This is a genomic window from Acetobacter sp. DsW_063, from assembly GCF_002153745.1.
Classification (GTDB): Bacteria; Pseudomonadota; Alphaproteobacteria; order Acetobacterales; family Acetobacteraceae; genus Acetobacter.
Window position 1 is genome coordinate 11,722 of record NZ_JOPL01000029.1, and the last position, 18,231, is coordinate 29,952.

Sequence of the window (18,231 nt, forward strand, 5' to 3'; positions counted from 1 at the left end):
CCCTGACGGCCCAGACACGTTCAGCCAGAACCACATGCTCTCCGCCCTCACCCGGCCGCCTTGCGGGCCAGCCTGTCCAGAGCCGTCACCACCCGACGCGCCAGATCAATGCGTTGGACGTTGGTCAATTCCCGCACAACGGCAAGTTTGTGATCGGGACGCAGCCGAACGGCCCCATCCTTCCACGCTCCCATCCAGCGGATCAGCCCTTCCGGATTGGCGAAGCTGTTGCCTCGGAATTGCAAGACCATGCCCTTCGGTCCCGCCTCCAGCCGCTCCACGCCCGCGCCACGACACAAACGCTTTAATTCGACCACATCCAGCAGGTTCTTAACCTCTGGCGGCGGCGCGCCAAAGCGGTCGACCAGTTCCGCCTCCATCGCCTCGCCTTCCGCATTGGAGGCGAGCGCGCCGATACGACGATAGAGCCCGAGCCGAACCGGAAGATCCGCGACATACGCGTCAGGAATCAACACCGGCAATCCGAGCACGATGTTCGGCGTCCAGTCGCGATCTTCCGCCCGGGCGCGCCCTTTCTCCGTCCGCAAATCCGCAACGGCGTCCTGCAGCATCTGCTGATACAACTCGATGCCAACTTCGCGGATGTGCCCTGACTGCTCATCGCCCAGCAGGTTTCCTGCGCCGCGTAGATCGAGATCGTGCGACGCCAGCGTGAACCCGGCGCCCAGCGTGTCGAGCGTCTGCATGATCTCGAGCCGCTTCTGCGCCGACGCCGAGAGAACATGCGTCTGCGGCCAAGTCAGATAAGCGTAGCCACGCTGTTTTCCTCGACCGACGCGACCACGAAGCTGGTAGAGTTGCCCAAGGCCGAACATGTCCGCACGATGAATGATCAGCGTGTTGACCGCAGGCATGTCCAGGCCGCTTTCGACGATGTTCGTCGAAAGCAGGATATCGTATTTGCCGTCCGAGAACTCGGTCATCACCCGTTCCAGCTCGGTCGGCGACAATTGCCCGTGCGCCTGCACCACGCGCGCATCGGGGACGATGTCACGCAACCGTTCGCCCAGCCGGTCCAGATCCTCGATACGCGGCGCCACGCAGAAAATCTGCCCGCCACGGAAACGTTCGCGTTGCACGGCCTCACGGATCACCACGCTGTCGAAGGGCATGATGAAGGTGCGCACAGCCAACCTGTCCGTCGGCGGTGTCGCGATCAGGCTCATCTCCCGCACACCGGACAGCGAGAGCTGCAACGTGCGCGGCAAAGGCGTTGCCGACAGCGTGAGGACATGGACATCCTCGCGCAGCGCCTTCAGTTTTTCCTTGTGGTTGACGCCAAAATGCTGCTCCTCGTCAACGATCAACAGACCAAGATCCGCGAACTGCACGCCCTTGGCCAGCAACGCATGCGTGCCGACGACGACATTGACGGTCCCGTCCGTGATCCCGCGTCTCGTCTCCGCCGCCTGCTTCGCCGTCACCATGCGCGAGAGCTGGGCCACACGGATGGGAAAACCAGCGAAACGCGCTTCGAATGTCCGAAAGTGCTGACGCGCGAGAAGCGTCGTCGGCACCACCACGGCGACCTGCGACCCGGACATGGCCGCCACGAACGCGGCGCGCAGCGCGACCTCGGTCTTGCCGAAGCCCACGTCGCCGCAAACCAGGCGATCCATGGGACGCCCCGCCCCCATATCTTCCAGCACGTCGGCGATCGCGCGCGACTGATCCTCCGTCTCCACGAACGGGAAACGCGCGCAGAACTCTTCCCACATACCTTCGGGCGCACCCAGAACCGGCGCCTCGCGCAGCGCGCGGGCGGCGGCGGTACGGATAAGCTGCCCCGCCATGTCGCGGATGCGCTGCTTCATCTTCGCCTTGCGACCCTGCCAGGCCGCGCCGCCGAGTTTGTCGAGCGCGACTCCGGCCTGATCCGAACCGAAACGACTCAGAAGCTCGATATTCTCGACAGGCAGATAAAGCTTCTGCCCGCCGTCATAGAGCAGGCGCAGGCAGTCATGCGGCGCCACGCCAACGCTGACCGTCTCAAGCCCGTCATACCGGCCGATGCCGTAATCCTGATGGACCACCAGATCGCCTTCGGTGATCTCCCCCGCCTCGGCGATCAACTCGTCCGCGCGACGGCGCTTGCGCGGCGGTCTGCCGATTCGTTCGCCCAACAGGTCCTGCTCGGACACAATGGCGAGATCGTCGCCGACGAAACCACGATCAAGCCCAAGGACCAGCAGACCGACCGGTCCTGGCTTCATACGCCGGGCGGACGTCCAGTCATCATGGGTTTCGACAGAAACACCGTGTTCCTGAAACAATGTCTTGATCCGCTCGCGCGAGCCCCGCGTCCAGGCTGCGACGAAGCAACGCCGCTTCGTGTCGGCCCAGACGCGCGCCTGATCCTCCACCAGCCGGAACGTCTCCTCGCGCTGCCCGGCGGGCGCGAGCTTTGAGAACATGATTCCAGGGCGCCCGCCTGCGTCCAGCCCCTGCGCGCCATCCGGCTTCGCGAACGGGCTGAAGCTCGTCACCGGCACACGACCCAGCGCCGCGTCCCAACCGCGTCGATCAAGGTAAAGCAGGTGCGGCGGAAGAGCACGATACGGAATCTCGCCTTCGCGCGGCGGTGCGCGGCGAGCCTGATAATGATCCTCGATCATGTCGAGGCGGGCGCCTATTGACTCCTCGACCTGATGGTCCAGCGACACCGCAGCGCCCGGGAGATAGTCGAACAGCGTCTCCATGCTGGCGTGAAACAGCGGCAGCCAGTGCTCGACTCCGGTATGGCGCCGACCTTCGCTGATATGCTCATACAGCGGGTCGGATGCGGCTGCGGGACCGAATTGGTCGCGCCATGCGCTGCGGAAACGCGATATGCTGGCGGGATCGAGCGAAAATTCGGAAACCGGATGCAGCGAAAGCTGCTCCACCCTGCCGCTCGAGCGCTGGGTTCCAGGATCGAAATTACGAATATTTTCGACTTCGTCTCCGAAAAGATCGAGACGCACCGGCTCGGGCTGCCCTGCGGGAAACAGATCGAAAATACCGCCGCGCGTCGCAAACTCGCCCGGCTCCATCACAGTATCAGTGCGCGTGTAGCCATTGGCTATCAGTAACTCGATCAGAAACGCCTGATCGAGGCTCTCCCCTTGCGCAATGGTCAGCGATTGCCCCCGGAACGCGTCACGCGGCGGCACACGCTGCATCAGGGCGGGCGGCGTGGTCAGTATGACCCGCCCCGCAGCATTCGAACGCTTCGGCTCCAGCAGGCGCGTCAGGGTCGCCGCGCGCTCCGCCACCAACACCGGGTTGGGCGAGGCGCGATCGTAAGGAAGACAGTCCCATGCCGGGAAGCGCAACACATCGACGTCTCCGCCGAGATAGTCGAGCAAATCGCTCAACCTGGCCAGCGCGGCGTCGTCTCTCGCCACATGAAGAACAGGGCCGTCATGTTCGCGGGCTCTTTTCGCCAGAAGCAGGGCGTCAAACCCTTCCGGCACGCCCCAGACCGTCGCGCCTTGCACCAGCGCGCGCGGCGCGGCCCGAACGTCAGCCTCCATCACAACTCTCCGTCTTCATCGCGAGTTTCAGCCCCTGCGCTCCTGCCCAGCGGCCGTATGGCGACGATATTCGTCGATCATGGCGCGCAACATCGGCGTCGCCTGATCCTCGGGTAGCGGCACGCGCCCGGTCAGCCAATCGGCGAGGTCTGGATCAGGAATTTCCAGCACCGCCTCCATATCGTCCAGCGCGGCGCCGTCCATCGTCTGGGCGTTACGTTCGACGAAGCCCCCGATCAGGATGTCCGTCTCAAACGTGCCGCGATGCCGCGCGCGAAACAGCAGCTTGCGACGACGGGCGTCCAGTTCGGCGACCGCGTCTGCTGACGCGCCCGTCGGCGGCGTCGGAGGTGTGATGGTTTCGTTTTGTTCCATGGCGTCGCTGTCCTATAGCCTTGTGACCCCAGCCTGTCAGCCCGCAAGAAAGGCCGTAGCGCCGCCCGTGTCCAGCCCAACCGCCAGCAAGGAGACCGCGACTCACGGCGCCGACTCGGCTCCCGCCACCGTGTCAGGCCGAAAACGCTCGTCCGCCGTCAGATCCGAACCAGACGCCGAGGCCGCCTGTCGTGACATGACACAGGACAAGCTGACGGTTGCGGAGAGCGCGCCGCAACAAGATGACGCCTGGCTCTCCCCCCTGCTCGCGCCGATAGCGGATATTCCCGGCGTTGGGCCTGCACAGGCGAAACTCCTGACTCGCGCGGTCGGTGGCTCGCGCGTGGTGGATCTGCTGTTTCACATGCCTGAGAACGTCGTCGACAGGCGTTATCGACCGGCCCTTAGCGACGCGCAGCCTGGGCGCGTTGCGACGCTGGAAGCGACAGTCCGGCACGTGACAGCGCCCGCGCACAGACGCCAACCATGGAAAGTCCAACTCGAAGACGGCGCAGGCAGGCTCGAAGTCGCATTCTTTTCCCGTTGGCAGGCCCGGCGCATGACATCCGGCGCACGCGTTCTCGTCTCCGGTCTGCTCGATACGTTCAATGGGCGGCTGACGATGACCAACCCGGACTATGTTCTGTCCGCCGGAGACGCCGTTCCGGCGCTCGATCCGGTATGGCCTCTGACCGCAGGACTTTTCACCGGGCAGGTCCGCAGCGCCATACGCAAGGCTTTCGCCCGCCTGCCCGAACTACCGGAGTGGGAGGAGCCATCCGTGGTCGCGCGGCGTCGGTGGCCTGTTTTCCGAACCGCATTGCTGTGGACGCATTTTCCATCCGACGATCCCGCTATATCCGGGCCAGAGGCCGCGACTGACGTGTGGATCGACGCGCGGCGACGGGCGCGCGAGCGGCTGGCGTGCGACGAACTCCTCGCTGATCAGGCCGCTACGTTGTTGGCGCGGGAGGCCAATCGCAACCGCCCCGGACGTTCGCTGATCGGCTCAGGGGCGTTGCGACGGGAGGCGCTGGCCAGGTTCGGCCATTCGCCGACACCGGCCCAGACACAAGCGCTACGCGAAATTGACGCGGATCTCGAAGCCCCGCGCCGCATGATCCGCCTGCTGCAGGGCGACGTAGGAGCGGGCAAAACACTGGTGGCTTTGCTGACGATGCTGCAGGCGGCGGAGGCCGGCGCGCAAGCGGCGATCATGGCGCCAACTGAAATCCTTGCACGTCAGCATCTGGCGACATTTGAAAGACTGTCCCCCGCCCCCGTGGCTTTTCTCTCCGGGTCAGTGCGCGGCAAGGCGCGTAAAGCGACGCTTGAGGCCATAGCAGACGGCTCCGCCTCCCTCATCGTCGGCACGCACGCGCTGGTGCAGGATGGGGTGCGCTATCACGACCTCGCCCTTGCCGTCGTGGATGAGCAACACCGGTTCGGTGTGGAGCAGCGCCTGACGCTCGGCGCGAAAGGCGCGGCCGTGGACATGCTGGTCATGACAGCTACTCCTATCCCGCGCACGCTCCTGCTGACGCAATGGGGGGACATGCAGGTCAGTCGGCTGGACGGCAAACCCGCAGGACGCAAACCGATTAAAACTTCCGTGCACGGACCGGACGCGTTCGACGGCGTTCTCTCAGGCCTCGAACGAGCGCTGGCGAACGGCGCCCGCGTCTTCTGGGTATGTCCACTGGTCAGCGAAAGCGAAGCGCTGGACATCGCCGCCGCAGAAGCCCGCCATACGTCGCTTGTGCAGCGTTTTGAAGGTCGTTACGGTGTGGGCCTGGCGCACGGACAGCAGGATATCGCTGTCAGGGAGGCGGCCCTTGCAGCTTTCGCCAGCGGCCGTACCTCCATCCTCGTCGCGACGACAGTGATCGAAGTCGGCGTGGATGTGCCCAGCGCGTCTGTCATGGTCATCGAGCACGCGGAGCGCTTCGGCCTCGCGCAGCTTCATCAGTTGCGCGGCCGTGTGGGACGCGGCTCCGCCGAATCGTTCTGTCTGCTGCTGCATGGTGGAGAGGTCGGCGTGACCGCGAAGCGACGTTTGAGTCTTTTGAGGGACACCGAAGACGGTTTCCTGATCGCCGACGAAGATTTTCGACTGCGCGGAGGCGGTGAATTGGCTGGCTCCAGACAGTCAGGATTGCCGGGTTTTCGCATCGCAACGATGGAGGCGAGCCTTGATGAGACGCGTAATCTTGTTGCGCTTGCGCGCCAATCTGCGGAACGCGGGCTGCAAGGGCGTCATCCGAACGCAGCATTCCGCTGCCTTTTGATGCTTTTCGGCAAGGCGAAGTTCGACAAAATAATACAAGCGGGATAGACAGCGCGCCACAGATCGTCTTTTTTTCGGGATTAAATCTATATTTACGGAGAATCGGCACCGTGGGGACGATCGCCGCGCACGTTGCACCCTATAGACAGCGATCCGGTCTTACCGGCCTGAAAGCGTAGAATTACAAGATGCGTCACCAGACCGCCGCACCCGATGCGCAACAGGAACCGGACCTCAACGCGTTAGCCCAGTCGGTCGCCCGGCTATTGCCCTGCGACGCCACGATTATCGTTGCGCGCGGACGCTCCCGCGTTCCCCAACCATCCATCGTCGCAGCCGCCAACGCGTCAGGCGTCGATCTGCCCCGAATCATGACTGCGATCGAAGCGGCCTCTGGCGCAGATGGCGCGAACATCGACGCGACGTCAGGGGTTTTCGACACGCCGGAAGGCGAATTCCACACATGGCTGGTCAAATCTCTTGATGAGGGCGCGAAAGACGGACCGCTTCTGATCTGCCTCAACCGCACCGCCAGACCATTTCCGGAACGGACGCTGACGCGCCTCGCTTCCATGGGCGACGTCATGTCGGGGGATACCTCCCCTAAACGTGAAACAGGCCAACTACCCACGGGAATAGTCGCCCTTACGCATTATCTGGATGCGCGGATGGCGGGCGCAGGCCTCTCTCCGACTTCTCCGATCGCCCTGCTCCGCCTTGACCTCGGGCGCGTCGGCCCTATCAACGATACTGATGGCTGGCCGAAATCGGACATGCTGATCAATCGCGCCAGCGCAATTCTTGCCGAAGCGGCGCCTGATCCATGCTTTACCGTCCACCTCGGCGGCGGCAGTTTCGCGATCATCCTGCCTCTGAAGCACGACATCAACGAGGCGGCCCGCCTTGCCGGAGAGATCGTGGAAAAACTGAGCGCCCAGTCTGAAACCCAGACCCTCGGTTTCCCGTTCGACCCGTACATCGGCTGGGCGGCTTATCCTTTCGACGCGCCTGAAGCGGACACACTGATAGGCTTCGCCAACGCCGCCCTCGCCCGTATCCGCGGCATGCATGCAGGACCGCGCGTAAACCGTATCGCTCCGGAAATCGCACGTTTCCACGCAGAACAGATCGGTATGGAAAATGATCTGCGGCAGGCTATCGATACCGGAAACTTCACTCTCAACTGGCTTCCCGTGCTGGAGACGAGCACCCAGGCAGTCGTCGCGTTTGAGGCGCTCGTGCGTTGGAACAGGCCAGGGCACGGGCCGATAGATCCTGCGGCCTTTCTTCTTTGCGCTGAGAACGCAGGACTTATCGAAGAAATAGACCGCTGGGTGCTACGTGAGGCCTGCTCTCAGGCCAACGCGTGGGAAACTGCGCTCGGCGTCAGCATCAACGTCTCGCCGTCGTGGCTCGAAACAGAGCGGGTCGCCTCCACGATCTCTGATGCTGTGCACCGCGCTGGGCTTGACCCCGCACGGCTTCAGATCGAACTCTCCGAACGCAGTCGCTTTGGCCCCCCTGACAGCGCACGCAAGGAACTTGCACGCATCCGCGCCATGGGAGTCAGGCTGGTTCTGGACGATTTCGGCACCGGCATTGGAGCTTTGGAGCGACTGACCAACTACCCGTTCGATCAGGTAAAGCTCGACCGGATGTTCATTACGCGACTGGGCAGCGACAGCAGGGTAGAAACTGTCCTGCGATCAATGCTGCACATGATTCATTCCCTGAACATGACGTGCTGCGCGGAAGGCGTCGAGACTGAGGAACAGCTCGGCTTTCTCGACGCCCACGGATGCGAGGAAATTCAGGGGTATTTGATCGGCCGCCCAACCATCGAATTGCCGATTTCTCGCTCGGTCTGACAAAGGAAATCCGACCGCGATGTTCTTCGCGGTCGGGCGCCGTTTTTCAGCCGTGTCAGGGCGATCTTAGGCGGTTTTGGATTCAAACCGCCTCTATATTTTCAAAATTTCGCCGAAACCATAAGCGAACCGTAGTTGAAGAGCCCGCTCCGCGCCGTCTTGAACTGCTGCGTCTGCCAAATCTGACTGTACGAAACACGCAGGCCATAAAACATGACGGCCAGACCAGCGTGAATTTCGCCTACATCCCACTTCTTCGCCACGTGCGGCGAATTGCTACGCATCGTATTGCCCTGCAGTGAGGCGTCATACCCGACCGCGTCGCCGCTCACGCCGCCGAACGCGTACCACGCAAACGGCCGAGTCGCCTTGTAGGCGTCTGTGCCGTCCGTGCCCGGACTGATTGTAGGCGTGCCGAAGTCGCTATCGAGGCCCTGACCGATTCGCAATGTATCGGCCAGCTCGCCGACGATACGGTAATCACCCACGGCGGCGTTGACGTTCGGCAGCATGTCGAACGAGATGCCGTTCCTGCCGCCAATCGTCGCCAGTGGCAGACGCCAGATACGACCGCCCTGTACCTGAAAGATCGGTTGATTGGCGAGCTGATGGCTCCAGCCGAGATTTTTCGTGTCGCCAATCGCGCTGTGGAAGCCGTTCTGCAACTGTCTGCCCAACCCGGCTGGCCCCATCACGCCGAACTGTATGCCAAACGTGCTCCGTGACAGGTCCGTATCGTTGATGAGGTTGATCGTGCCCAGCAACAGGCTGGAATACGGCCGATCACGTGTAGAAGGCGTTGCGATCTGCGTGTCGTGAGGCGTGAAGATAAGCTGCTGCACACCCATGCTGATCCGCTGCATCCCCTCGCCCAGAATAGCGCGGTTCACTGCTGCAAATGGCGCAGGCAAATCGTCCGTGCCGGACGTCCAGTTCAGACGCAGGCCGCTGGTGTAGTACTGATCAGACGTGCCCTTCAGCGTCGAGACGGCGTCGTTTTCGCCTTGCAGCGTCCACGTGCCCTGCTTGTCCTGAAGCGGCGTCGCGCCAGCATGGGAAATCGTCAGCAGGCCAGAGGCTAACGTCCCGAAGGCGGCGGTGAGGCGCCAGCGATAGCCGCCTGCTTCTTTTTTCCTGTCCTGCCGCATCGGGCTCATGCTCCGTCTCTACGCCGCGTCGAAGGTCGTCCCGGCTCTGCATCGCCGTCATTACGGCAATTATGGGGGCTTAGAAAGTAGCGCAGCGAACCGCCGGAAGGTCTCGCGCCAAAATTCCATCGCAGCAATCTCTGTCTGCAGAGCGCGCAGATTGCAAGAAATTCACCTTCCCACCGGACCTTCCCGGCAAAAAGGCAGTAGCTTTTTGCCGTGACCTTATGCTTTGGTGTGCAGGCCCGAAGCCTGCCTATTCAATTGAGGTTCCGGGCGCCGGACCGCACGGCCCTGAGGTCATGCAAGTCGCGACGGCAGTCTGCACGCAGGCCGCCTCTCTCGATCCGGAATTATTTCACAAGGCGACTTCTATCGCCAAGCCAGACCTCGGGATCAAGACCGTTGAGAAGTAACAGGACCGACCGCAGCTCCCGCTCTCCCCGCCGCGGCGGATATGATGACGATTTCATGAGCTCGCCCCCGTCGTACGGGGATCGCGGCAACAGCTCTCCCTATGGTGGCGCTGGCGGTGGTGGCGGTGGTGGCGGATACGCTCCGCGCCGCCCTTCCAGCCCGCAGGTAATTCCCTCCGGCCCCGAAATCGACGCCACCGTCAAGTGGTTCAACGGCGAGAAGGGCTTCGGCTTTGTCGAGCTGTCCGATGGTTCGGGAGACGTTTTCCTGCACGCCAACGCCCTTTCGCAGGCTGGCCATGACAGCGTCAGCCCCGGCGCTACGCTGAGCGTTCGCATCGGGCAGGGCCCGAAGGGTCGCCAGGTTGCGGAAGTGATCTCGGTTGACGAGAGCACGGCTCAGCCCGAGCGTCCCCGCAGCCCGGCTGGCGGCGGTTTCGGCGCTCCGCGCAGCGCTGGCTTCGGTGGCGGTCGCGCCCCGCGTCCGGCCCCGGACCTGTCCTCCGCTGAGGACATCCGTGGCATCGTCAAGTGGTATAACGCCACGAAGGGCTTCGGCTTCATCACTCCGGAATCCGGCGGCAAGGACATTTTCGTCCACGCTTCTGCTCTTGAGCGCTCAGGCATCGCCAGCCTCAACGAAGGTCAGGCCACCAACGTGAAGGTTGTGCAGGGCCAGAAAGGTCCTGAAGCAGCCGCCGTTTCGGTCGACTGAGGATCGGAGCGCGCCCTCCCTGCGGGGGCGCATTCCTCTTCATGCAAAAAGCCCCGTGCTCCATATGGAGCACGGGGCTTTTTCATATCCGACGAACAGAGAGACTAACGGACGTCAGATCAATATTCCTTGCCTTTGCTCCGTATCAGGCGCGCCTTGTCTCGTTGCCAGTCACGATCCGCAATCGCCCGGCGTTTGTCCACGTTCTTGCGCCCCTCGCCCAATCCCAGCGTAAGCTTGGCCAGACCACGATCGTTGAAGTGGATGTCGAGCGGCACCAAAGACGCGCCATCGCGCGCCACAGCGCCGAGCAGATGGTTGAGCTGCTTTTTGTTCAGCAGCAGCTTACGTGGCGCCCGGCTGTCGAAGCGCGACAACACGCCCCCCTGATACTCAGGGATGAAGCAGTTCAGCAGCCATAGCTCGCCATTACGCTCGACCGCATACGCCTCGGTGATCGTCGCGCGCCCCAACCGCAGGCTTTTGACTTCTGGTCCTTTCAGGACCAGCCCAGCCTCAAAGGTCTCCAAAATGGTGTAGTTGAAGCGACCCTTACGGTTCTGCGCGGCAATGCCATGCGAGATCATGCCGCTCTTTTTTTTGGACGTCGCCATTATCGGTCGAGCAGCCCGACCTCGACGAGCGCCGACCTCACCGTCGTACGCGCCGCCTCTGACAAAGGCGCGAGCGGCAGGCGGCAGGTCTCGCCCGCCAACCCAAGGAGCGATGCCGCGTATTTTGCAGGCGCCGGGTTACTCTCGCAGAACAGAGCGTCGTGTAGCGGCAACAGACGGTCCTGGAGCTCCTGCGCCTCGGACGCTCTGCCCTCACGCCACGCTTTTTGCACGCGGGCGCACAGGGCGGGCGCAATGTTGGAGGTCACGCTGATGCACCCGTCCCCTCCGGCGGCGAGGAACGACACCGCAGTTCCGTCTTCTCCGGAAAGCTGATTGAATCGCTTGTTGCGTATCGCCCGTCGCACCTGAAGGGGACGCAGCAGATTGGCCGTCGCATCCTTCACGCCGATGATATTGGCGTTCGCCGCAAGACGCGCCATCGTTTCGACACTGACGTCCACCACAGAACGACCGGGGATATTATAAAGAACGACGGGAATCTGCACCGCATCGGCGATCGTCGAAAAATGCCTGTAGAGCCCTTCCTGCGTCGGCTTGTTGTAGTACGGCGTCACGACCAGCGCAGCCGAGGCGCCAGCGGCCTGCGCATGCTTCGCGAGATCAATCGCCTCGGCCGTGCTGTTGGAGCCAGCGCCCGCGATGACCGGCACGCGTCCCGCAGAAATGCGAATGGTCCGCTCGACGATATCGTGATGCTCTTCATGCGACAGGGTAGGACTCTCCCCTGTCGTTCCCACTGGAACCAGACCGTTGCTTCCCTCTGCGATCTGCCATTCGACGAACCTGTCGAACGCGGCGAGATCGAGGGAACCGTCGAGGTTCATGGGGGTAATCAGGGCCGTAAATGACCCCTGAAACATGATGTCTGTCATTGGTCTTCTTCTTGCGTTCAGGCTGGACGGCGCCAGCCGTCGCATTGAATGACTTTGGCCCTCTCAGGCCGCTACGTTGCGCGCTTCGAACCGAAAGGGGGACTGAGGATATACGCCCAGTATCCGAAAGCGCTCGGCGAAGAACTCCAGTTCCGCGAGCGCCCGTTTAAGCCCCGGATCGTCGGGTTTTCCCTCAACGTCCAGCAGAAACTGCGTCGCAGCGAAGGAGCCGCCAGTCATGTAGCTTTCAAGGCGAGTCATATTGACGCCGTTCGTGGCGAAACCGCCGAGCACCTTGTAGAGCGCGCCGGGAACGTTTCGCACTCCGAAAAGCACGGTGGTCATCATCGCCGCCGCGGACGGCGCCGCCTGCGGGTCGCGAGACGTCACGTAAAAGCGGGTAGTGTTGTGTGCGGCGTCCTCGACATTGCGACGCAGGATAGTCAGCCCGTTCAGTTCGGCCGCAAGTTCAGAAGCGACTGCGACTTCCTCCGGTCGCCCCCACTGCGCCACAAGCTCAGCAGCGCCCGCAGTATCGAATTCGACGACGGGCGTCAGTCCCAACTCCTGCACCAACCCCCTGATCTGCCCCAGAGCGACCGTATGCGTGTGAACCCGCTTCGCCTGCTCGATCCGCGCGCCAGGCACGCCGATCAGGCAATGCTCCACACGCTGGAAGTGCTCTCCCACGATATGCAGCCCGGAATCGGGCAGCAGGGCGTGGATATCGGGCACCCGCCCGGCCAGGCTGTTCTCGCAGGCAAGCATGCCCAGCGCGGCGCGTCCGTCATTCACCGCGGCGATCGCGTCGGCGAAGGTTTCGCAAGGCAGCGTCATCCATCCTGGATACGCCTTACGACATGCGAGGTCGGAGTAAGCGCCGGGTCGCCCCTGAAATGCGATCGTGTGGGATGCGCCGGTCGTCATGCACTTACTCTCTCAATCATGCGCCTCGCACGGGCGAGGTCGTCGGGCGTATCCACCCCAAACGGAGCAACCGGAATGCGCGCGCATCCGATCGCCATCCCGGCCTCCAGCGCGCGCAACTGCTCCAGTTTTTCACGCCGTTCCAGAACGGACTCCGGCAAAGTGACGAAGCGCTCGAGCGCATCGCGGCGCCAAGCGTACACGCCAACATGATGCCACAGCGGCCCGGCGCCCCAAGGTATGGTCACGCGGGAAAAATAGAGTGCGCGCGCCGCCGCAGTATCATCGTCAGAAAAGGCGCAGGCGACTTTTACGACGGAGTCCGCAGCGGCTTCTTCAGCAGTGTGAATCGGCGCGACGAGCGTCCCAATAGATATGGCGTCGTCGGACAGCGGCGCCAGCACCGCGCGAAGCGATTGAGGATCAAGCCCCGGCAAATCGCCCTGCAGATTGACGACGACTTGATGCCGACGTTCGGGATCCAGAATTTCCGCTGCGGCGTGCGCCCGGTCCGAGCCTGACGGCAATTCGGGGTCGGTCAGCACGACCTCTCCCCCGGCTTCGCGCACGCGGACGGCGATTTTTTCATCCGCCGCCGCCACTACGACACGCCCGACGCCAGACGCGACAGCGCGCTCCAGCACATGGAGAATCATCGGCCGACCGCCAATATCCGCCAACGGCTTGCCGGGAAGTCGGGTTGAGGCCATGCGGGCCGGAATCACTATAAGAGGTGACATCATCGACGGAACGGAACCCGGAAGCACGCACGACGGCGAAAGCGCCGCCGACCGCTTCACATGAAGCGGCGCGCACTCTAGAAAAGACGGCTGATCGACGCAACTACGGTCTGGCGCCGCCCTGCCCCGCGCTTTCGTGCGATGACCGCCTCAGGGTGAGCATGGATTTTTCGACCTTGAACCGTATCGCCACGGCGATCCTCATCACGTGCGTGGCGGCCGCCACCGCATGGCTGTGCGGGTCATGGGCCATACCATATGCGCCGCCTCCACGCCCGGCGTTCGACATTCCGGAGAAAACAGACGGCGACGCCCTGCCGCGCCCGATCAGCGTGGCGCATGGCGCAATTCTGGCCGCGCGTATCTGCTCGACCTGTCATGAACTCTCGCCGGACGGCCATGACGCCGTTGGCCCCGCGCTGACGGGCGTCATCGAGCGCGGAGTGGCACGCCGGGCGGGATATTCCTACTCCGCCGCCCTGAGCGCACATCGCGGTGAAACCTGGGACGACGCGCGGCTCGGCGTGTGGCTCAGCAATCCCTTCGCCTTTGCTCCCGGCACGCGAATGTCACTGTCCGGAGTGCCCGACCCCAATGATCGCGCCGACATCATCGCGTGGCTCAAAACTCTCCACCCCGCCCCGACGCCGTGACGCCGCGCTTACGGACGTGGCCAGACCTGCAACAGGATCGCTCATGACGCTTCACGATCTCGACCGCCTCATCGAAACAGCCCATGCGCTTGCCGATGTCGCTGGCGCCGTCATTCGCCCCTATTTCCGCGCTCCGATCGCGACGCTCGACAAGGCGGACGAAAGTCCCGTCACCGTCGCTGATCGCATGGCGGAGCGGGTGATGCGCGCGATGCTTGCCGAACGTCACCCCGATCACGCGGTTCTCGGCGAGGAGTTTGGTCTGCAGAGCGGAACCAGCGGCTACCGCTGGACTCTGGATCCTATAGACGGGACACGCGCCTTCATCACCGGCCGCCCCAGCTTCGGCACGCTGATCGCGTTGATGCATGAAGGAGAACCGCTGATCGGAGTCATCGACCAACCTGTGACAGGTGAACGCTGGACAGGCGTAACCGGCCGCCAGACGCTGTTTCGAAAGAGCGCGTCCGACGTTGGGCGAACGATCTCCACTCGCGCCTGCGCGACGCTGGCTGACGCCGATCTTTCCTGCACCTCTCCCGAAATGCTGGATCTCGCTCCTCGATCGGGCTGGAACGGGTTGAAGAAGCAGGCCAAGCGCGCGAGTTGGGGCGGCGATTGCTACAGCTACGGTTTGCTGGCGATGGGGCATATCGACGTCATCGCTGAATGCGCGATGAAACCGTGGGATTGGGCCGCGCTGATCCCGGTGGTTGAAGGCGCCGGGGGACGGGTGACCGATTGGAACGGTGCACCGCTCTCGGACGCCGGAGACGGCACAGTGCTCGCCGTCGGCGACGCGACGTTGCTCGACTCGGCGGTCGAGAGCCTCCGGGCCTGAACCGCGCGCCGAACGCAACCCTGACGTAATCGCCATGATTTCCAGGGCGCACTGAAACGTGCTATGGCGGCGGCCCCGCCGCTTCCCGTCACCCCGACGGCCGCCACGCGCCGGACGGATATGCGCGATGAAGGCTTAGCGGTCGCCTTCGCGCCAACGCCGCCCGCCAGACGGATCGTGGCCCGGATTTGCGCAACTGCCGCGAGCTAACCGAATGAATTCTCAACTGTCCCTCTCCAAGGACAAGATTCGCATTCTCCTTCTCGAAGGCGTGCATGACAGCGCCGTGGCGCTGCTGAAAGCCAGCGGCTACGAGAACGTCGTCCGCCACAAGGGCGCGCTTGAGGGCGAAGCGCTGCAACGCGCTCTTGAAGGCGTGCATCTCGTCGGCATCCGTTCGCGCACGCAGCTCACACGTGAAGTCATCGACGCGGCGGACCGTCTGATCGCCATCGGCTGCTTCTGCATCGGCACCAATCAGGTCGACCTGAAGGCCGCGCAGGAAAGGGGCATCCCCGTGTTCAACGCCCCGTTCAGCAACACCCGCTCCGTCGCCGAACTGGTGATGGGCGAGATCGTGATGCTGATGCGCCGCATCTTCCCCCGATCGGTCGGCTGCCACGACGGGCAGTGGGACAAATCCGCGACCAACAGTTGGGAAGTGCGCGGCAAAACCCTTGGCATTGTCGGTTATGGATCGATCGGCTCGCAGCTCTCGGTGCTGGCTGAAGCGTTCGGCATGCGCGTCATCTATTACGACGTGATCGACAAGCTGGGTCATGGCAACGCCTCTCCGGCGAACTCCCTTGAGGCGATGCTGGCGGAGAGCGACGTGGTCAGCCTTCATGTTCCGCAGCTTCCGGGCACGGCGAACATGATCGGCGCTGAGCAGATTCGTGCGATGAAGCCGGGTTCCTTCCTGATCAACAATGCGCGCGGTAACGTCGTCGACCTCGACGCCGCAGCCGACGCGCTGAAATCAGGACATCTGCTCGGCGCAGCCATCGACGTGTTCCCCAAGGAGCCGAAAGCTGCGGGCGAGCGTTTCGTATCGCCGCTGCAGGAACTTGATAACGTCATTCTTTCCCCGCACATCGGCGGCTCCACCGCCGAGGCGCAGGAACGAATCGGCGTCGAAGTTGCTCGCAAGTTCGTCGACTACTCCGACATCGGCTCCACGCTGGGCGCTGTGAATTTCCCGATCGTGCAGTTGCCGCAGAGCCCGCGCGGCACGCGCTTCATGCATGTCCATCACAACGTTCCGGGCATCCTGTCGCGCATCAACGAGATTTTCTCTCGCGAAGGCTGCAACATCACGGCGCAGTATCTTCAGACGGACGGCGAGCTAGGCTACGTCGTGGTCGAGGCCAACACGGGCGGCGATCATGACAAGGACCATCGCCTGCTCGATCAGTTGCGCGAGCTGGATGGCTCCATTCGCGCTCGCCTGCTCTACCAGGGCCGCTGACTGACGCGGTAACCAAGGTTTCGTCTGGTTCATGATCAACGCCCGGGTCCGTAGTTTCGCTTTCTCGGGCATAGAGGCCGCTCCGGTCTGGGTGGAAGTCCAGATCGCAAGCGGTCTTCCTGCGTTTCTCATCGTCGGCCTGCCTGACAAGGCCGTCGGCGAAGCGCGGGAACGCGTGCGCGCCGCCCTGACGTCCATGGGACTGGCGCTGCCGCCAAAACGTATTCTCATCAATCTCGTCCCCGCCGATCTTCTGAAGGAAGGATCGCATTTCGATCTTCCCATCGCGCTCGCCGTGCTGGCGGCGATGGAAGTCCTGCCCATAGAGGAACTCGGGCGTTACGCCGTGCTTGGCGAGTTGTCGCTTGATGGCGGCTTGAACAGGGTCGCCGGCGTTCTGTCCGCCTCGATCTCTGCCGCCGCGCTAAAACTGGGGCTGATCTGCCCCGCCGCACAGGCGACAGAGGCAGTTTTCGGCGGCGATATCGATATTCTGGCCGCGCCTGATCTTGTGTCGCTGGTGAACCATTTTCGTGGTGTGCAGGTTCTCTCTCAGCCGGCTTTCCCATCACTGACAAATGAAGGGCCGATCGGTCCAGATCTTGCCGAGGTGAAGGGCATGGCCGTCGCCCGGCGGGCGCTGGAAATCGCCGCTGCGGGCGGTCATTCGATGTTGATGTCCGGGCCGCCCGGCTCCGGCAAGTCGATGCTCGCGTCTCGCCTGCCCGGATTGCTGCCGCCTCTTTCGAAGGAAGAGACGCTTGAGGTCACCCGCATCTACAGCGCCGCCGGGCTGCTGACGGATGGGCGTCCTCTGTTACGGCCGCCGTTTCGTGACCCGCACCATTCCGCCACGCAGCCTGCGCTGATCGGCGGCGGCGCCCGCGCGAAGCCCGGCGAGGTCAGTCTCGCGCATCGAGGCGTTCTGTTTTTGGATGAATTGCCGGAATTCTCCCGACAGGCGCTCGAATCCCTGCGTCAACCGCTGGAGTTGGGTCGAACGACCATCGCCCGCGCCGCCGCGCACGTCACATACCCGGCACGATTTCAGCTGATCGCCGCAATGAACCCGTGTCGCTGCGGATATCTGGGCGACACGTCACGCGAATGCCGCAAGGCGCCGCGCTGCGGGGAAGATTACCTCTCCCGTCTGTCGGGACCGCTGCTGGACCGCATCGATCTTTGGGTCGACGTGCAACCGTTGAGCCCCCTCCACCTCTTGCAAGCACCGTCCGGGGAGTCGTCCGAAGTTGTCGCGGCCCGCGTCGTTACCGCTCGAGCGCGCCAAAATGACCGAGTCGGCGGTCTTCGCAATGCTGAGGTATCGACTCAAGATTTCGAGATCTCACCTGAGGCGAAAAACGTTCTGGAGAACGCTGCGCGAAAACTACGTCTCTCAGCGCGCGGCTTTACACGCCTGCTGCGCGTCGCCCGCACCATAGCGGATCTCGACGACCGCGACTTAATCGAAGCGCGACACGTCACGGAGGCGATCGGCCTCAGACCGAGGCATGCATCGCTGCTGTGACCGTGTGGACGGAATGCACTATCTCGAACATCAATCTGAACACCGCAGTCTTATAGCGAGCATTTTCGCGTCACGACGTTTTAACCATCACACCCATATGTCTTGGGGTGCCCCCGGGAATTGAAACGGCGCGCCTCAGAGAGACGTCTCTCAGGTAACTACGGTGTTGCATGTTAGGGCCTGTTAGGTCTTGAGATGATCTGCCGTTGCTGCAATGCA

General features: G+C 63.0%; 14 protein-coding genes. 7 read left to right on the top strand and 7 right to left on the bottom strand.

Annotated elements, in window-relative coordinates; all coding sequences use genetic code 11:
- Positions 1-47: 47 nt before the first annotated feature.
- Together mfd and HK28_RS06015 are read right to left on the bottom strand one after the other, a co-directional pair.
- On the bottom strand, positions 48-3,536 hold the full coding sequence (mfd, locus tag HK28_RS06010) for a transcription-repair coupling factor (protein ID WP_086643702.1): 3,489 nt from the start codon (positions 3,534-3,536) through the stop codon (positions 48-50).
- A 27-nt stretch (positions 3,537-3,563) separates the two neighbouring features.
- Positions 3,564-3,911 (bottom strand): succinate dehydrogenase assembly factor 2, encoded by a 348-nt coding sequence (locus tag HK28_RS06015; protein WP_086643703.1) that lies wholly within the window; start codon positions 3,909-3,911, stop codon positions 3,564-3,566.
- 196 nt (positions 3,912-4,107) lie between these two features.
- Here HK28_RS06015 and recG point away from each other — a divergent pair, with 196 nt between their 5' ends.
- Both recG and HK28_RS06025 read left to right on the top strand, forming a co-directional pair.
- Positions 4,108-6,246, top strand: coding sequence for an ATP-dependent DNA helicase RecG (recG, locus tag HK28_RS06020; RefSeq protein ID WP_086643719.1), 2,139 nt, complete (start codon positions 4,108-4,110; stop codon positions 6,244-6,246).
- 140 nt (positions 6,247-6,386) lie between these two features.
- Positions 6,387-8,066: a bifunctional diguanylate cyclase/phosphodiesterase gene (locus tag HK28_RS06025; protein WP_086643704.1), complete on the top strand. Its 1,680-nt coding sequence runs from the start codon at positions 6,387-6,389 to the stop codon at positions 8,064-8,066.
- 101 nt (positions 8,067-8,167) lie between these two features.
- On the opposite strand, the gene HK28_RS06030 is transcribed toward HK28_RS06025, so the two are convergent.
- Positions 8,168-9,223, bottom strand: coding sequence for a lipid A deacylase LpxR family protein (locus HK28_RS06030; protein ID WP_233140388.1), 1,056 nt, complete (start codon positions 9,221-9,223; stop codon positions 8,168-8,170).
- A 396-nt stretch (positions 9,224-9,619) separates the two neighbouring features.
- On the opposite strand from HK28_RS06030, the gene HK28_RS14450 reads away from it, so the two are divergent.
- Positions 9,620-10,345, top strand: coding sequence for a cold-shock protein (locus HK28_RS14450; RefSeq protein ID WP_086643707.1), 726 nt, complete (start codon positions 9,620-9,622; stop codon positions 10,343-10,345).
- Between the two features lie 119 nt (positions 10,346-10,464).
- Here the strand turns inward: HK28_RS14450 and smpB are convergent, their stop codons facing one another.
- The 4 genes from smpB to HK28_RS06060 all read right to left on the bottom strand — a co-directional run bounded on the left by smpB (position 10,465) and on the right by HK28_RS06060 (position 13,522).
- A complete protein-coding gene (gene smpB, locus HK28_RS06045) occupies positions 10,465-10,959 on the bottom strand; it encodes an SsrA-binding protein SmpB (RefSeq protein ID WP_086643708.1) in 495 nt (164 codons plus the stop codon).
- On the bottom strand, positions 10,959-11,855 hold the full coding sequence (gene dapA / locus HK28_RS06050; protein ID WP_086643709.1) for a 4-hydroxy-tetrahydrodipicolinate synthase: 897 nt from the start codon (positions 11,853-11,855) through the stop codon (positions 10,959-10,961). Before dapA ends, smpB begins: the two co-directional genes overlap by 1 nt.
- 63 nt (positions 11,856-11,918) lie before the next feature.
- The gene (locus HK28_RS06055; protein WP_086643710.1) at positions 11,919-12,782 is read right to left on the bottom strand and encodes a prephenate dehydratase; all 864 of its coding nucleotides are present in this window, start codon (positions 12,780-12,782) and stop codon (positions 11,919-11,921) included.
- Entirely contained in the window at positions 12,779-13,522 is a 744-nt protein-coding gene (locus HK28_RS06060) for a 3-deoxy-manno-octulosonate cytidylyltransferase (protein ID WP_086643720.1), read from the bottom strand. The genes HK28_RS06055 and HK28_RS06060 overlap by 4 nt, the downstream gene beginning before the upstream one ends.
- Between HK28_RS06060 and HK28_RS06065 the strand changes: the two genes are divergently transcribed.
- The 4 genes from HK28_RS06065 (at position 13,516) to HK28_RS06080 (ending at position 18,012) form a co-directional block, all read left to right on the top strand.
- Positions 13,516-14,175, top strand: coding sequence for a cytochrome c family protein (locus HK28_RS06065; RefSeq protein ID WP_233140389.1), 660 nt, complete (start codon positions 13,516-13,518; stop codon positions 14,173-14,175). The two genes, HK28_RS06060 and HK28_RS06065, sit on opposite strands and share 7 nt — an antisense overlap.
- 43 nt (positions 14,176-14,218) lie before the next feature.
- Positions 14,219-15,016 (top strand): histidinol-phosphatase, encoded by a 798-nt coding sequence (hisN, locus tag HK28_RS06070; protein ID WP_086643712.1) that lies wholly within the window; start codon positions 14,219-14,221, stop codon positions 15,014-15,016.
- A 214-nt stretch (positions 15,017-15,230) separates the two neighbouring features.
- Complete coding sequence (gene serA, locus HK28_RS06075; protein ID WP_086643713.1) at positions 15,231-16,484, top strand: phosphoglycerate dehydrogenase; 1,254 nt, start codon at positions 15,231-15,233, stop codon at positions 16,482-16,484.
- Positions 16,485-16,515: 31 nt separating this feature from the next.
- Positions 16,516-18,012 carry a YifB family Mg chelatase-like AAA ATPase gene (locus HK28_RS06080; RefSeq protein ID WP_086643714.1) on the top strand — a complete coding sequence of 499 codons (1,497 nt, stop codon included), beginning with the start codon at positions 16,516-16,518 and terminating at the stop codon, positions 18,010-18,012.
- Positions 18,013-18,231: the final 219 nt, after the last annotated feature.

Bases quoted from the DNA above. Each gene is read 5' to 3' on its own strand.
- mfd (WP_086643702.1), bottom strand. From the start codon at position 3,536: ATGGAGGCTGACGTTCGGGCCGCGCCGCGCGCGCTGGTGCAAGGCGCG.
- HK28_RS06015 (WP_086643703.1), bottom strand. From the start codon at position 3,911: ATGGAACAAAACGAAACCATCACACCTCCGACGCCGCCGACGGGCGCG.
- recG (WP_086643719.1), top strand. From the start codon at position 4,108: ATGACACAGGACAAGCTGACGGTTGCGGAGAGCGCGCCGCAACAAGAT.
- HK28_RS06025 (WP_086643704.1), top strand. From the start codon at position 6,387: ATGCGTCACCAGACCGCCGCACCCGATGCGCAACAGGAACCGGACCTC.
- HK28_RS06030 (WP_233140388.1), bottom strand. From the start codon at position 9,223: ATGAGCCCGATGCGGCAGGACAGGAAAAAAGAAGCAGGCGGCTATCGC.
- smpB (WP_086643708.1), bottom strand. From the start codon at position 10,959: ATGGCGACGTCCAAAAAAAAGAGCGGCATGATCTCGCATGGCATTGCC.
- dapA (WP_086643709.1), bottom strand. From the start codon at position 11,855: ATGACAGACATCATGTTTCAGGGGTCATTTACGGCCCTGATTACCCCC.
- HK28_RS06055 (WP_086643710.1), bottom strand. From the start codon at position 12,782: ATGACGACCGGCGCATCCCACACGATCGCATTTCAGGGGCGACCCGGC.
- HK28_RS06060 (WP_086643720.1), bottom strand. From the start codon at position 13,522: ATGTCACCTCTTATAGTGATTCCGGCCCGCATGGCCTCAACCCGACTT.
- hisN (WP_086643712.1), top strand. From the start codon at position 14,219: ATGACGCTTCACGATCTCGACCGCCTCATCGAAACAGCCCATGCGCTT.
- serA (WP_086643713.1), top strand. From the start codon at position 15,231: ATGAATTCTCAACTGTCCCTCTCCAAGGACAAGATTCGCATTCTCCTT.
- HK28_RS06080 (WP_086643714.1), top strand. From the start codon at position 16,516: ATGATCAACGCCCGGGTCCGTAGTTTCGCTTTCTCGGGCATAGAGGCC.